Genomic DNA, 14,581 nt, shown 5'->3' on the forward strand with positions numbered 1-14,581 from the left:
CCGCGGCCTGCAGCCATCAGCTCGCCGCGCGGAATTGCACTTCGGCTTTGTTGATGAAGCATGTTTTGTCGAACAGCGTCAGGTCCAGCGGGTTGGGCAGGCGGACATCGCTGAGATCGGGGCAGGGCTTCGCTGCGGGATCATAGGATCGATCGATCTGCGAGATGAAGACGAGGATCAGCCCCGTGTCGCGCGCGAACGACCTCAGCGCCCGCACCTGCACCGTCAGGTCGGGGTTTTCCCGCCTCTGATCGAGCAGTTGCAGATAGTCGATCACGACGAAGGTGCCGCGCGGCGCCGCTTCCATCTGCTTGACGATGTAATCGGCGCTGATTGCGTCCGAGCAATCCACCTCGAACAGCTTGTCGAACTGTGTGGGCTCCACGCCGATCGCACGGAGGCGGTCCAACACATCTCGCTCGGTGTACTCCAGTGAGAAGAATGCGGCGCGATGGCCGGACTTCATGGCTTCGACGGCAAGTTCGAGGCTCATCAACGTCTTGCCCTGGCCGGGACGGGCCCCGACCAGCACCAAATCGCCCGGCCGGAACTGCGCGAACAGTTTGCTCGCCGCCGTCAGTGCGGCTGCTTTCGCCGCGAGCATGCTCCAGGCGGAAAAGCCCTCCGTCGCAGCGATGCGGTCAAGCGCGTCGTGGAGCGGAATGCCGGCCTCGCGGGACAGGCGCCTGGCCTTGCGCTTCAGATGGTAGATGGGCGCAGACAGTTTCATCGTCAAAACCTCCCATTGCGAGCATGGATCGCAACCCCTCCTTATGCCTGGCGCTCGAACAGTCGGCCGATGATCAACTCGCCCGGCATGAGGTCTGCTTTCCCGGCGGAGGGAGGAGGCGTGGGCGGCACCGAAATGAAGCGTAGCTGATTCCGCGACGGGCGGAGAGCGGCGCGGTCGGCTCAACAAAAAAAGTATTAGACTGCCGCTTCCGGCAGCAGCGCGCGGGTCGGTCCGAACAGCTCTTCGAACGCCTGCCTGAGCGCGATGTCGACGTCGGCCATGGTCACGAACTGGCCGAGATCGACCAGGGAGGTGACGCCGTAACGGGGGTCGACGACGCCGCAGGGCACGATGCCGGCGAAATGCGACAGCTCCGGCTCGACATTAATGGCGATGCCGTGAAACGAGACCCAGCGCTTCAGGCGGACGCCGATCGCCGCGATCTTGTCTTCGTGTCCAGGTCCCTTGTCGGGCCGCCTGACCCAGACGCCGACCCGGTCCTCGCGCCGCTCGCCGCGGACGTTGAAGGCGGCGAGCGTCTTCAGGATCAGCTCTTCCAGGCTCGCGACATAGGCCCGCACGTCCGGCCGGCGGCGCTTGAGGTCGAGCATGACGTAGGCCACGCGCTGGCCGGGTCCGTGATAGGTGAGCTGCCCGCCGCGCCCTGTCGCGAAGGTCGGGAATCGGGAATCGAGCAGGTCGCTTTCCTTGCCCGAGGTGCCGGAGGTGTAGAGCGGGGGATGTTCCAGCAGCCAGACCAGTTCAGGGGCCTCGCCCGCGGCGATCGCCGCGACACGCGCCTCCATGGCGGCCACGGCCTCCGGATAGGGCACCGGGGCATCCGAAATCCGCCATTCGACGACTTCGCCGCCTGCGGCGGAAAACGACGTCAAATCGAGGTCTTGGCGGTGGCTTTCAGGGGAATTAACCATTGGCTAACCATAACGTGGTGATCATCTCTGGAGCAAATGAAGAGTCCCAAGTCCCAAGTCTCAAGTTGCGGCGGTCCTGACAGTGCCCACTCTCGACAAAGTCACCGTGGATCTCATGGTCGTCCTCGGGACGACCACGATGCCGATCCATCAAGTATTACGTCTTTCCCGCGGCGCCATCATCGAGCTGGACGCAACTGAGGCCGACGAAGTCAAGGTGCTCGCCAATAATCTGCCGGTCGCCTCCGGCGTTGTGCTGGTCGACCGCAACAGAATCGCGGTCGAGGTCAAGCAGATGCTGCCGCGCTCGCCGGGGACGCGGTAGGCCCCCGGTCACACGGGACCGGGCAAGCGGTAGCGGCCTGGGTATCCTATAAGGCCGATCTCCTGGGGAAGGGCGGCGTTTTTCCTGCCAAGCTTGTGGAATTCAGGGCTTTTGCAGGCTTGTATCCCCCTGATGGATTTGTTAGATCGGCGCCGCTGATCCGGCCGCCCGAACGACCTCAGGCCGGCATCTCCTAGCGCTCGTGGCGGAACTGGTAGACGCGCTGCCTTGAGGTGGCAGTGGGTAACACCGTGGGGGTTCGAGTCCCTCCGAGCGCACCACAATTTGCAAATCGCTGGCGGGTTGCCCACCGTGGCGGTGAATACGAGTGTGCAAGAGCCGTCGAAAGTGAACGCAAGCTCACTGTGTGGCTTGCTCGTTGCCCTCAAGATTTCACCCCCCATCCTAAGTAATGATGAGTTTCAGCGGAGAGCCGGCCGCAATGATCCCACGCCTGTCGGGCACGTTGCGGACGATTGGGGGCGGGGTAATCCGGGAAAATGCCTGGCATGCTCAGTTGCCGACGCTGCTGTTGAGCTCGCCAAACAAAGCGGCGGATCGCGTCCACGTTCTTCGTCATCGAGTAGAGGTTGCACACGTTCAGGTCTCGGGAGGTGCCTGGCGAGGACGGTTGTCAGTTGCGGGTTTGGCATGCGCCAGCTCGCGGGTCGGTCAGACATACCCAGCTAGAACATAATGGGAACGAAAGAGGCGATACGGTCGCTCGTTATCGTTCTCCTCGCCCGTTGGGCATCGATGAAGCGGTCCTACACTAACGGGGATCCAGAAGAGCGCTTGCAATTCCATGCTGGCCTTCAACTCCAGGGAGCATAGTCGTCACAATTGCCCCTGAACTGCGGATGCCTTGCGTGCGATGTCTCATGCTCGGCGGCCTCGGGCGCGCGATGCCGACGATGATCGTCGTCTTTGTCCCGAGCGCCGTGCTTCCGCCCTTCTTACTCTCTCGCGGAGCCGCCTCAATTGGGCCAGCAGGCTGACGAGCTCGATTCTTGTGTCACGCAGAACAGCCAGGCTGGAAATCCCACTACTCACTACAACACCCCCAAACAGGCCTTTGCCGAATTCGTGACGGAAGCTCGGATTTGTGGCGACGTGCCAACAACGTCTAAGCGATGGCCACCGGGGGCGTCGGTTCGTTTTACGACAATGCGCGAAAATATTCTAAATGGTTGCAATGCATTGCAACAGCAACGCGCTATCGGAAGGGGAATATCAACACACTCTCCGAAGCGCGCGCGTCATTTGCATCAGCACGTTGGCGCTGTACGAGCTACCTCTACTGTTCTGACGATCGGCTCCTCGACCCAGGCCTCGCGGGCAAACCAGTTGTGATTGGCCCGACAGTCCGGACAAAGAGTATTGCCGAAAAACACGATGCTTCGCAGGAAAGTCTCACGATCGGATTTGATGCCGGTCGGAATCGCGCGGCCGGATTGCGGACACTTGACCATGATCATGCCCATACGAGCCTCCCTGAAACACGTATTTGTCGAGAAAAAGGGCCGGCCGGCTGGAGTGCGCTCTCGTCGGTGCGGGTGACTTGGGGGGCATCGCACCTGGGGTCGTTGTTCGAGCAAAAGGGCAGCTTGCTCGTGACGACGCTTCTCCAACCGACCGGATTCCTGCTTGGCGAATTCTTGGGATAGCTGCGGGCTTTCGCCGCAACTCTGAATAATGTCCGACCTCAACCGAACGCTTCTGGGAGGCGCCTAATAACCGTCATGTCGAAATACCCGCGACTTCGTGTCGAACGTTCCCCCTGCGACAAAACCATCAATTTCCTCTCGACGGACAGATCAGCCAACCGCATCACTGGTGTCACTCCCCTCGGTACAGTCAATTAACTATTCTCTTTTTTATTATTTGTGCAAATTAAAACTCGCCTTGTCGGTCTGATTTACGACTCTCGGCTGATTTATTTTTTTGCGCGGCGCGATGCATTACCGAAAAACGTCAGTCCCTTTTCTCATAGGCTTCTGCAGGCCACCATTCTCAAGTCGGTTCGGCACGTGGTTGCGCTTTGTCACGGTATTGAATGCTCGCCCGAGGTTCAAATATGAAACAAATTTTGATTATAAGCAAAATCTGCAAATCTCGTTGGTTAATTGCTGCCGATCACGTAAGGTACACTCGTCCAGGTTTCTTCGGCTGGAGGAGACAATGTGGGAATTAATTCTTAACGAGTACAACCTCACCTCGGAGACGCTGCAGCTGGCTCAGATGCGCGCAGAATTGGTCAGCATTGGCGAGAAGGAACGCATTCTAAGAGAACGGAGTGCCGATCGCGAAGCTTATCGGTACCTATTGGATGCTCATCGGTCGATCGCCAGGCCGAGCCTCATGGGAGAGCAGGGGTTGAACATTTCTCCTCAAGACGGGGGCAAGGACGGTCAGCTCGCGGCATGACCAGCCGGATTGACATGTCCAAACGAGCCGGACCGGTGGCGTGTGTTCGGGTGAACGAAATCGCAGGCGCCGCAGACCGGGCTAGATTGAGTCTCGCAGGTGGCGGCAGGTCCGCTTGTCCGGTGCCGCGACAACATCGCATCCCGGAGGCTGTCGCCGCCTCGCCGGAACAGGCGAGGCAGAATGGTTCACATTGGTGGAAGCCGTGCTGGAAAGATCGTCGGCGGAGATAGTATTGAGACCGGCTCCGGATGCAGTATTCGCGCTGTTGGATGGTCGACCAATGATCTTCAGCGAAGCGGGGCAGAAGATTTTTGAACTCGACCGAGTAGGGGCATTCATCTGGTGCAAGTTAGGGGAAGGCTCCTCGCTTGGAGACATTTATCGGGGGCTTGCGGCGCAAGGCATTGACGAGCACACGGCACGCCAGTTCACGCGACAGGTCGTAGATGTCTGGGTCGATCGAGCGTTGCTCGAAGTCGATTGGCGAATGCCGACCGATTGCGCCTTCTCAGCTCATCTGGGTCGCCACAGAATAGACATCCGGGCTGCAAATCCGGACCTCTTGAGGCGGCTGCTGTCGCCATTCAGTGTGTCGGACCAGAGTGCCGGCGGCGACGGCGACATCGCGATCGAGGCAATGATGCTGGATGAACAAGTGTTCTTGCGCGCAGAAGATTCCAGCATTTCCAGATGCGAAGTTGATGCACTAGCCCCTACGATCAAAGCTCACGTCACCGAGCGGCTTATTCGAAATATTCGCTGGGTATTCTCCCTTCATGCCGCTTCTCTCGTGAACGACGGCATGGGCCTGTTGTTATGCGGCCATCCGGGAGCAGGAAAGTCTACCCTCACATTGCAGCTGGTGGACGCCGGATTTCGGTACGCTGGCGATGACGTCGCGCTGGTTGGCGGTGACGGAACGATCTGCGGAGTCCCGTTTGCGCTCACCCTCAAGGAAGGATCGTGGGACTTGCTCTCGCGACTACATGGCGACCGCTACGATGCGACGCATTGCCGCTCCGACGGCGTTCGGGTGCGGTACGTACCCATTCCTGATGCGCAGAACGAAAGCTTCTCCGCAGGCTGGATCATCTTCTTGAACCGGGTCGCGAGCGGTCCGACCGAACTAACCGAAATAGATCGTTTGGATTCGATGAGGCGGCTCATCGAGCACGCATTCGCCAGCGATGGTAGACTGTCGCAGACTGGCTTTCTTGCTTTAAGGCGGATTGTCGCGGGTGCGCAATCGCTTCAACTCACCTACTGCGAGGCCGGAGAGGCTCGGCGCCTGCTTGTGGATCTGTGCAATGGCAAGGCATAGCAGCGCGGTCAGGAGCCTCTGCAATTGCTTGCGAGGCATGCCGCCTGTCGACATAGAGTGGACCTCAGTCATCGGGCTCGCAAATCAGACCCTGACGACGCCGGCGCTCATCGACTTTGTCGACAAATTCGCGTCGGTGCTGCCGGAGGACGTCTGCGCCTATATTCGCCATATCCACCGCCGAAACGGGCTGCGCAATAACCGCCTCGTCGCTCAACTCGAAGAGGCCGTCGTTGCGCTGAACGGTCATGGCATTACGCCGGTCCTACTCAAGGGGGCTTCGACACTGGCGACCGCGCCCGAGGCGCGAAGAGGTGTTCGGATAATGTCCGATCTGGATATCATGGTCATGCCGGACGAGGCCAGAACGGCAGTCGCCGCGCTATCTGGAATTGGTTACGATATCCATAACCAGACCCCTCCCGAAAGCCATAGATGGTATGCCGATCTGAATCGCCCCCAGGATGTCGGGTCGATCGACCTGCAGCAGGCAGCTCCAGGTCCTGCGTACCTCTACCAGAACTTCGGGCATGCGCTGAACCATTGTATTCCTGCGCCGCTCGGACGGGCGCGCGTATATATCCCCACGCCAACCTTCCAAGCGCTGATGTTGATCATCCATGATCAGTTTCAAGACTATGGTTATTGGCTCGGCGACCTCGACCTGCGGCACCTTGTTGAATTGCGCGACCTAAGCCATTCAGCCGAGCCTGTCGATTGGGAGAAGCTTACCTCTCGTGTCTCGGGCGACTTGATGAAGAACGCGGTTGAAACCCAGCTGATCGCCGTTGCCGAGCTGCTTGGCGTCGATATTCCACACGCGTTGCGCTCCCGACTGATTCCTCGCCTGCAGTTCATGCGTCAGTTGATGCAAGCACGCTTTCCGGCTACGCGCGTGCCTCTCCTGGCGATGAGCCTTCTGGACTTCAGAAACTACCGCAGAGAGGCAACTATCGTCTCGACAAAAACAGGGGCGAACCGACGGGGATTGTGGACTGTGCCAAGAGCTAGCACCTTACGACTTCTTTTGAACGCGACGACCGCAGCTCGTGCGGGCAAGGTCTAAGGCCAGCGAACGTCATCGCTTTCGCGATTGAGGCGTCGGTTGGCCAAGCGGGTTTTCGATCCGCCGCCTGTTCGAGGTGGAATTCGCCGCTCGGGACGCACGGTGGAAATTCCCAGCTCAATGCGGTGTGTCCGACTTTCGCGCATCTAGGAATGCTCTCGACCACCAGCATTCCGTTCGGACGATTCACCGTTCTCGGGGATCTTGAACTCCTCGAGCGTGTGGCCCGATTGCAGGGCGGCAACGAGCCAGCGGGGCTGCTTACCACGTCCGGACCAAGTCTCTGTTGGCTGAAGCGGATTGAAGTATTTCGGCACGACCTTCGGGTATTTGCGACGAGGCGGCTGGCCTGTTCCCGCCTCAGTCGCCCCGCTTTCAGCTCCGCCGAGTTGATCCGGCTGGTTGAGCTGCGCAAGACGCTTTTCTAGCTCTCGCTTTTCGGCGGTGATCTTTTCGGCGAGAATCTTTGTCAGCTCCTCGTGAAGGAGCCAAAGTTCCTCAAAATCCATGGCTTCGAGATCTTGCCTTCGCATTAGCATTTCTCGACACCGTTCGACTGACCCGTCGTCATCCAGCCATTCTTCGTCCGAGTGACAAATGAATGTTTGACCAAATCAGTGCTCAAATTGACCATGCAATAAATCTATTATATATTATTTAATAATTAATGCGACGATTATTTTATTAATTGATCTTGGTGGCAAAGAATCTTGCGAAGATGCGTAGAGGAGGCATGGTTTGATCGAGTATCCTCTTGAACGTCTTCAGAATTCAGTCGGCCGGTTTGCGGCTCCGTCGACCGTGTTGTCCGATATCCGGGCCCTGAGCTTCCAAATCGAGCTCAGACGGCGCGCGCTGAAGGATATTGGGATTATTAGCTGCCGTTTGCGTCTCTGGGGAGGCCGCAAGGCGGTAGGCCAGCCGAGGCTTAACAAAAGCAGTCCGGCGCGTCAGCATCTAATGCTGCGGCGTGGCAGGTCCCTGACGGGGATCGGCTCATATGCCATCTCTGATGGGGCTTGAGCAGTTCCCGCGCGGTGATTAAGCAAATAGATGTGCGCATCTCCTGTACGCGGTTAAATTGTGCGGATCGCTCATTTTCCCGGCTTGATTATTAACGTGGACCCAGTTATCTGGAGCGCCAGTTCCAGTTCGGTTCCAAACATTCTTCTGGGATAATCGGGCTCTCTGTCTTGATTAATATATCGACAGAGGCAATATTGGGTTGGGCGCAACTACACGGTGAGATCATGGCGGCTAAGAAACTTGAGTTAGAAGCGATGTCCCTTGACGATCTCTGGTCGCTTCATGAGGAAATCAGCGGGATCCTGTCTGACCGGATCAAAGCGGAAAAGAACGAACTGGAAAAGCGCTTAGCGGCACTTGGGGGCGGGATGGCTGTTTTGGCGGATTCGAGCCCGGCAGGCGCGTCTTCGACCGGCAAGCCGAGACGCAAATATCCTCGGGTGCTGCCGAAATATCGGAATCCGCAGACGGCCGAGACCTGGTCGGGACGTGGTAAGCGGCCGCGCTGGTTGGTTGCCGCAATGAAGTCTGGCCGGAGAATTGAAGAGTTTCGCATTGGCGAAGCAAGTCCGAAGCTTCGCCAGCGTGCGTGACTAATCGGTAATTGGCAGGAGTGTAAGGGCCAATAAGAGGCGCTACTCGCATGATCTGTGCTCTAGTAGGCATTGCGCCCTCGCAAGACCTCTACCGGAGTTCGCAGGAGGATTGCGAGATCCAACCCAAGACTCCAGTTGTCGATGTACCAGAGATCATATTGGACACGTGTTTCGACCATGACTGCTGTGGGAGTGGCGCCCCGGCAGCCATGGACTTGAGCCCAGCCAGTCAATCCCGGCCTGACCCGGTGCCGAAGCGCGTAGTTTCGCACAAGCTTGTCAAATTCACTGTCGTGAGCCACGGCGTGAGGACGCGGGCCCACGAGCGACATGCTGCCATCGAGAACGTTTAGCAGTTGCGGCAATTCATCGAAGCTCATTCGGCGCAGCCATTTGCCGACGCGGGTAACGCGTCGATCGGCGCGGTTGGCCTGAAGGATTACGGGCCCGTCCTCGAGCACACGCATGGTCCGGAATTTACGGATCAAGAAGATTCGGCCGTTAAAGCCACAGCGTTGCTGCCGAAAGAATACAGGACCCGGGGAATCTAACTTGATCGCCACCGCGGTGAGCGCAAGCAGCGGGGCGAGCATCACCAATGCGAGGCCCGCACCGATAACGTCAATCGTCCGCTTGATCGCGCACTCCAGCGGTGTGAGGGGGCCACGCTGGAGCTCTACACAAACGGCGCTTCCAAGACTCCGCTTGGGGTGTCGAAGCAATTCGGATGTCGTGCCAACGGGCACGAATATAATCGGGAAGGGCAAAACGCGCAGATCGGCAACAAAGGCTCGCAGTTCGGGCCATCGCTCCGGTTCAGCTTCCACCACCACCTGATCAAGATGGCAAGTGCGGATGTAGTCGATGACGCGCGTCGTGAGCCGCCTTCGGCAGGCAGGACCGAAGCCTAACGGAGGCAAGCTGAACCGTTTCTTCACGAGATACCCGTGCATCGACAAGGTCTCGGACAATCCCACGTTCTTCGCCAATGGTTGATCGCTGATCAGAACAATGTTTGTAGTGGCAAACCTCCTGCCGCTCAGGGCCCTTCCGAGAAGCACCTTGACTCCCCACCGTTCGCCCAAAAGTAAGCTCAGGCCCAAGACCGCGAAGAGCAGGCCTGGGTGCTGAGATGTCTCCGGGCGAATTGCGAAGCCGTACACCGCCAAGATGAAAAGTACTGAAGACATCCAAGCTAAACAGACCGCGCGCATCTGGTTTCGGAGGACGAGGAGCTCAACCGGCTGATAAAGGCCGTAGGTCTTCAGCAGGCAAACGAGACAAGCTGCGCTAACCAGCGCCAAGCCAAGGGCGTTGGCCAAGTTGGCCGCGGCTTGCCCATACTGAGCTTGGTAAAGCAATGTAGAGACGAGACTGGCGAACAGAATAGTCGCAACATCAGCACCGAGCACCACGTGCTCGATCGCGTCATAACGGAGGGGCCATTTGGGCTCGCGGAATACCGTCGGTTCGGGACTGAGGCGACCCGTAACCTCCCGATCGGGGAAATGTCGGTTCACGAAATTCATGTGCCGGGGGCTCTGCGATTTAATATTTAATTATTTATTAATTAATCGCGCTTATCAAGCAAAAACCCGGGTTCCGCAAATTTAATGGCGTGCGCCCCTTTGTCGCCGATCTGCGATCGTGGCGTGGGCTGAGGGCGCGGCTCTTGAGGTTATCGAGAACCCCTTTGCGAACTCTGCGCGTGCACCTGGTCGAGGAACGTCGGATCGAGTTCCGAAATCAGGCCTTCGAAATAGATCTTACCATCAGCCGAGGCTGACCGGTACGCGGTCACAAGGGCTGGCTTGAGGGCAGGGCGATGCCTAACGACGAGGCTGACGTCCCGTTTGATCAATTCCCGCAGGTCGGGCTCCCGCACCATGACATCTGCGGCGAGTGCGACCGATACGCGCAACGGAAGCAGGTCCAAATCATTCGGCGCAGTATAGTATGACATTCTGAGCATCGCTGCCGTGTTGGGCTGGGGCGAACTGTGCTTCGACGTCGCCGCGAGCAAGAGCCAAATGTCGCCGCGGAGTGGCGAAGAGCGCAATGCACGGGCAAACTCGTCCGAAGTCATGGGAGGAGCTGTCCTTTGTTCGTCGGCAGCCAGAGCTGAATCCCGGTTGAATGTTGATTCCCCTCGGATCAACAAATCTTTGCGCGCTGCCGCAAGGGAAATCGTCTTCGACATCGCGCTCGGCCCTGCTGCTGCAGTCGACAGAACTGCCGGCAAAGACGATCTTGCACCGAGATACCGCTCAGGAAGGGCCATCCACGCTGCCTCCACGATCAGCACAATACCAAGTACCATCAGGCTAACGCGGGGCCAAATGGCGACTACCGTTGGGGTCGACGTTCGGCGAGGCGCAGGTGCTTGAACTGCAATTTGGTCAGACGTCGCTTTCGGCTCAGAAGATATGGCGTCACGTCCTGCGTCGGAGAGGCTTTGACCGAACGCCAGCCCAAAAAGCGCAGCGAGCAGAAGCGATGCTCCTAAACCCAGAATACCATGATCGGAAAACGCGAGTATCGTCACTGCAATCAATGCACCGGCGCCCAGCGCTGGGAAGACGTAATCGTAAGCACGCGACAGAGCACGTCTGATCAGCACAGAAGCGCAGAGCAAGGCAGCAACCACGACCGCGCAGAGAAAAGCCCACCCCATGTCTATAACGATCGTGGCGGCGGCGGTTGGTCTTTCCGGCGAGTCGCCAACTCCGGCGTCCTGATAAATCGGCAAAAGTACCGTCGAAGCACCCGCACCGGATCCTGCCGGCGCGACGTCCTGCAGCATCCGTTCTGTCGCGGCCTGACTGCTCATTGACAAGACGATCGCCAGATCGGTGTTCGTTCTGAAGGGAATGACCGTAGCCGTGGCAATGAAGACAATCGTGGCAGTCGCAAGGACGCCAGCGGTACCCCACAATCCCGGGAACCACCTGCGAACCGCGAACACCGAGAGCAAGATTTCTGAGCCGAGGAGGGCCGAGACGAGTGCAGTTGAGTTGCCCCGAATGAGCAGCGCCGCCATACAGACAATCAATGCGATGGTCGCGACGGACAACGCAGGGAGAGGGCCTAGCGCAATTGTTCCTGGCCGACTGCGTCGGAGTATTTGATCGACCGCACGAATTGCCGTTGCGCAGGAGAGCAACACACCGAGCACCGCGACGGTTGAGCCATCGGGCCCAGCCACACCGGTTATTTCCCTGCCGAACCACAAGGCGGTAACGATTGTGGCTATCGACAGCAGAATATGTAGCAGTCGCGCTGCGCGATGTCGGTCAAGCGCAATGACTGCTGCAGTGAGACCTGCAGCAAGCACGGCGCAATACTGCACGAGCGAGAACATGGTCGCCGTGGTGTCGACTGTGATTTTTTCGGCGAGGGGCTCGTTTAAGGTCGCCGATGCAGTAGCCCAAATGGGATTGCCGAGTTTGCCAATCGGCATCGGCACCGCCTGCAAAGCCATCCAGAGCGCCGGAGCCGCGAGTACAACGACGAGACTAGGACGGAGCAGTTTAGCAAGCCCGAGGGAGGAGGGAGGTAGAAAGATCGCGACCGTTAGCGCCGCTGTTGCGAGTACGACCGATATCAATACCCAGGCCTGCAGGCTTTCTGGCATTGCAAACGCCGCGGCAATCGCCACCAACTCGGCCAATATGACAAGCCGGACCATCATGTGAACACCCGTGGTATTGTGCGGTCACTCCGCTGGTCCCTCAGGCCAGCTAAAGGGGCAGGCCGCTATGAGCGAGCCTCAAGAGCCAGAAAGACCATAACGGATGTAATGGCTATCATGGTAATAGTAGCTCCGATGACCGTCATATCGAGCCATCGCCTTGGTATCGGTCTTGCTGAGAACTGCCCCAATCAGAGATTCGTGAACGTTTGGTGCCGTGTGCAGAGCGTGTTGCACGACATCAATCTTGGTCCGGCCCCATTCAACAACGAGAATGTAGCAGTCAATCAGGGATGAAGTGGCTCGAACATCCACCAACGGCGTCAAGGGCGGAAGGTCGACGATGATGTAGTCATACTCGGCTCGTAAACGGTCGAAGAGTTTGCTTATCGAGTCCGCGCAAAGAATTTCGCTGGTGTGGAGCAAAGGTCCGCGACGCACGGCGGGCAGAAATGCAAGATTGGTCGTCGGGTCCCTCCAGACAGCTTCGGCGAGCGACCGGCTACCGTTTGCTACTTCGATGATCCCGCAGGCCGCCTTGGGCGCGAAGATGCCGGTTAGTGACGGATTCCTGAGGTCGCAATCGACGATGATAGCTCTTTTGCCGGTGTGCCCGATCAACTGTGCGAGCGAGGCTGCAATCGTGGTCTTCCCCTCATTCGGTAACGCAGAGGTAATGCCGACGACCTGGGAAGAGATTTTCGCCGGGTTGTGGTCGATCGCTAGCTTGATGGAACGAATGGCCTCCGTATATCGAGATAGTGGCATCCCGACCACGGTCTGATGAATTGCGGTTGGAGACGAGGCTATCCGTCGCTGAACATCATCATCGGTCTTCTGAAGGCGGATTGGTGGTTTGGGAGATTTGCGGGCCGGCAACAACGGGACCAAAGATAGACAAGGCAACTCCAGTACGGTTTCCACCTGTGAAGAGGTCCGAAAGACGCGGTCCATGAGGTCTCTGAGGAGCGCCAAGCCGATGCCCAGCGCGAGACCGCCGAGAATGCCAAACGCCAGGATCAACCTTGCTTTCGGCTTGCTCTTGCTCGCCGGCGGCGAAGCCGGAAAAAGTACCCGCGTATCCGAGGTGGGAAACGTCTCCTGCTGTGTAGAGCCCATGTAGCGCTGAAGGAAGGTCTCGTACAAGCTATGCAGGCCCTTTGCCTTGCTTTCCAAGTCCTTGATGGTCAGCTCAGCAGAATTGACCGAACGGGATTGCGAAACGGCTTTGGATAATTGCTTTTCGATCTCTTCCTGGCGCTGTTTGGCCAGTTCGAATTCGCTTCGGCTGACCTCGGCAAGTCTCTTGACCTCGTCAAAAATGGAGACGCGGAACTCTCGCGCGCGGTTCCGGATATTGACGACTGCCAAGTGGTCACGACCGACCCTCGCGGCCAACTCGGCCTCCCGTCTGGTGAGCTCCAGATATTGCTGGCGTAGCCCGGTAATAATCTGGCTGTTAAGCGCATCCGTTCCAATAGCATCCAGATTGTCTATAGAGGACGGCTTTTTCGGGTCGACGGCAAGGAGAGTTTCATAACGAGCCAACTTGGCGGTGGCTTCAGATGTCTGAGCACGTGCGGCGGCCAATCGATTGTTGATTTCCGTGATCTGCTGCTCGTCGATGGGCTTTCCACCCAGAGAAACAATGTTGTTCTGAGCCTTGTAGACGTCGACGGCACGTTGCGCGGCGAGGGCTTGGTCCCCCAGATCACGTAGCCTCTCCTGCAGCCAACTGGTTGCCTTGCGATTGGCGTCGAATTTTGCATTGAGCTGGTCTGCAACATAAGTGTCGGCTATCGCATTCACGATCTCCGCGGCCCGAGCTGCGTTGCTCGAGCTGTAGCTGATCTCAATGACCCGGCTGTACCCGACACGTCCAGCGGAAAGCCGACTGAGAAATGCGTCTACGAGAGTGTCCGATGGTTCGCCATTCGTCTCGGGTGGCGCATCCTTCTTCGATCTAGTCGAGGGCCATGGCCAAATTCGTTGCCAGAGCGCCTGCAAAGAGAGGCCGGATGCACTAAAGTCCGGATCCTCGGCCAGTTTCAACTTGTCAATTACTGCAACCGCATTGGCCTTTGATCTCAGGAGCTGAAGCTGTGTCTCGATTTGACTGAGATCGAAGGCCGGCTCGGCGAGGAGTGATTGCTGCTGGACAAATTGAGGCCTGGGATTGGCCAAAAGGATCTGAACCTGCGCCGTATAGGTTGGGGAAGCCACACGGAGATAGAGCAAGCTGGCCGCAGTGGCGAGTACGGCGGTAACAAGGATTACGAGATACTGACGCCGTAGTAGCCCGATGCCGAAATTGATGACGTCGGTGATCCCTCCACCGTCCGCCTGGGCGGGTTGAGCCGGTCCGTTCACCGGCAGCCGCATTCTATCCGCATGTTGAAGATTGTTCTGAAGCATCACGTACCTGTCCGACGATTGGTCACATTGCGCCCGCCCGCCCGCA

12 protein-coding genes and 1 tRNA gene are annotated in these 14,581 nt (G+C 58.1%); 6 read left to right on the forward strand and 7 right to left on the reverse strand.

The window, feature by feature from the left end:
* Positions 1-16: 16 nt before the first annotated feature.
* Entirely contained in the window at positions 17-730 is a 714-nt protein-coding gene (locus I6F31_RS33240; protein WP_225147629.1) for a DNA helicase, read from the reverse strand.
* Between the two features lie 197 nt (positions 731-927).
* Positions 928-1,665 (reverse strand): lipoyl(octanoyl) transferase LipB, encoded by a 738-nt coding sequence (lipB, locus tag I6F31_RS33245; protein WP_225186818.1) that lies wholly within the window; start codon positions 1,663-1,665, stop codon positions 928-930.
* 82 nt (positions 1,666-1,747) lie between these two features.
* Here lipB and I6F31_RS33250 point away from each other — a divergent pair, with 82 nt between their 5' ends.
* Positions 1,748-1,990: a FliM/FliN family flagellar motor switch protein gene (locus I6F31_RS33250; protein WP_018647371.1), complete on the forward strand. Its 243-nt coding sequence runs from the start codon at positions 1,748-1,750 to the stop codon at positions 1,988-1,990.
* Between the two features lie 196 nt (positions 1,991-2,186).
* A tRNA-Leu gene (locus I6F31_RS33255) sits at positions 2,187-2,271 on the forward strand.
* Positions 2,272-3,258: 987 nt separating this feature from the next.
* Here I6F31_RS33255 and I6F31_RS33260 read toward each other — a convergent pair.
* Positions 3,259-3,474, reverse strand: a complete 216-nt coding sequence (locus I6F31_RS33260; protein WP_074448160.1) for a hypothetical protein — start codon at positions 3,472-3,474, stop codon at positions 3,259-3,261.
* Between the two features lie 697 nt (positions 3,475-4,171).
* On the opposite strand from I6F31_RS33260, the gene I6F31_RS33265 reads away from it, so the two are divergent.
* The 3 genes from I6F31_RS33265 to I6F31_RS33275 all read left to right on the forward strand — a co-directional run bounded on the left by I6F31_RS33265 (position 4,172) and on the right by I6F31_RS33275 (position 6,807).
* Positions 4,172-4,417 (forward strand): hypothetical protein, encoded by a 246-nt coding sequence (locus tag I6F31_RS33265; RefSeq protein ID WP_036013565.1) that lies wholly within the window; start codon positions 4,172-4,174, stop codon positions 4,415-4,417.
* Between the two features lie 283 nt (positions 4,418-4,700).
* Positions 4,701-5,741 (forward strand): PqqD family peptide modification chaperone, encoded by a 1,041-nt coding sequence (locus I6F31_RS33270; protein WP_225139921.1) that lies wholly within the window; start codon positions 4,701-4,703, stop codon positions 5,739-5,741.
* Positions 5,742-5,778: 37 nt separating this feature from the next.
* Complete coding sequence (locus tag I6F31_RS33275) at positions 5,779-6,807, forward strand: nucleotidyltransferase family protein (protein ID WP_057027322.1); 1,029 nt, start codon at positions 5,779-5,781, stop codon at positions 6,805-6,807.
* 146 nt (positions 6,808-6,953) lie between these two features.
* Here the strand turns inward: I6F31_RS33275 and I6F31_RS33280 are convergent, their stop codons facing one another.
* Positions 6,954-7,340 (reverse strand): H-NS histone family protein, encoded by a 387-nt coding sequence (locus tag I6F31_RS33280; RefSeq protein ID WP_081493007.1) that lies wholly within the window; start codon positions 7,338-7,340, stop codon positions 6,954-6,956.
* 717 nt (positions 7,341-8,057) lie between these two features.
* Here I6F31_RS33280 and I6F31_RS33285 point away from each other — a divergent pair.
* Positions 8,058-8,426, forward strand: a complete 369-nt coding sequence (locus I6F31_RS33285; RefSeq protein ID WP_036013596.1) for an H-NS histone family protein — start codon at positions 8,058-8,060, stop codon at positions 8,424-8,426.
* 62 nt (positions 8,427-8,488) lie between these two features.
* Here I6F31_RS33285 and I6F31_RS33290 read toward each other — a convergent pair whose 3' ends face one another.
* The 3 genes from I6F31_RS33290 to I6F31_RS33300 form a co-directional block, all read right to left on the reverse strand.
* A complete protein-coding gene (locus I6F31_RS33290) occupies positions 8,489-9,958 on the reverse strand; it encodes an exopolysaccharide biosynthesis polyprenyl glycosylphosphotransferase (RefSeq protein ID WP_225186819.1) in 1,470 nt (489 codons plus the stop codon).
* 149 nt (positions 9,959-10,107) lie between these two features.
* Positions 10,108-12,120: a hypothetical protein gene (locus I6F31_RS33295; protein ID WP_225186820.1), complete on the reverse strand. Its 2,013-nt coding sequence runs from the start codon at positions 12,118-12,120 to the stop codon at positions 10,108-10,110.
* 78 nt (positions 12,121-12,198) lie between these two features.
* The gene (locus I6F31_RS33300; protein WP_225132787.1) at positions 12,199-14,535 is read right to left on the reverse strand and encodes an AAA family ATPase; all 2,337 of its coding nucleotides are present in this window, start codon (positions 14,533-14,535) and stop codon (positions 12,199-12,201) included.
* Positions 14,536-14,581: the final 46 nt, after the last annotated feature.

It is taken from the genome of Bradyrhizobium sp. NBAIM01 (genome assembly GCF_020194115.1).
Taxonomy (GTDB): domain Bacteria; phylum Pseudomonadota; class Alphaproteobacteria; order Rhizobiales; family Xanthobacteraceae; genus Bradyrhizobium; species Bradyrhizobium yuanmingense.

Coding starts and splice junctions, on each gene's coding strand:
- I6F31_RS33270 (WP_225139921.1), top strand. CDS start 4,701: ATGATCTTCAGCGAAGCGGGGCAGAAGATTTTTGAACTCGACCGAGTA.
- lipB (WP_225186818.1), bottom strand. CDS start 1,665: ATGGTTAATTCCCCTGAAAGCCACCGCCAAGACCTCGATTTGACGTCG.
- I6F31_RS33295 (WP_225186820.1), bottom strand. CDS start 12,120: ATGATGGTCCGGCTTGTCATATTGGCCGAGTTGGTGGCGATTGCCGCG.
- I6F31_RS33280 (WP_081493007.1), bottom strand. CDS start 7,340: ATGCGAAGGCAAGATCTCGAAGCCATGGATTTTGAGGAACTTTGGCTC.
- I6F31_RS33265 (WP_036013565.1), top strand. CDS start 4,172: ATGTGGGAATTAATTCTTAACGAGTACAACCTCACCTCGGAGACGCTG.
- I6F31_RS33275 (WP_057027322.1), top strand. CDS start 5,779: ATGCCGCCTGTCGACATAGAGTGGACCTCAGTCATCGGGCTCGCAAAT.
- I6F31_RS33260 (WP_074448160.1), bottom strand. CDS start 3,474: ATGGGCATGATCATGGTCAAGTGTCCGCAATCCGGCCGCGCGATTCCG.
- I6F31_RS33290 (WP_225186819.1), bottom strand. CDS start 9,958: ATGAATTTCGTGAACCGACATTTCCCCGATCGGGAGGTTACGGGTCGC.
- I6F31_RS33240 (WP_225147629.1), bottom strand. CDS start 730: ATGAAACTGTCTGCGCCCATCTACCATCTGAAGCGCAAGGCCAGGCGC.
- I6F31_RS33300 (WP_225132787.1), bottom strand. CDS start 14,535: ATGCTTCAGAACAATCTTCAACATGCGGATAGAATGCGGCTGCCGGTG.
- I6F31_RS33285 (WP_036013596.1), top strand. CDS start 8,058: ATGGCGGCTAAGAAACTTGAGTTAGAAGCGATGTCCCTTGACGATCTC.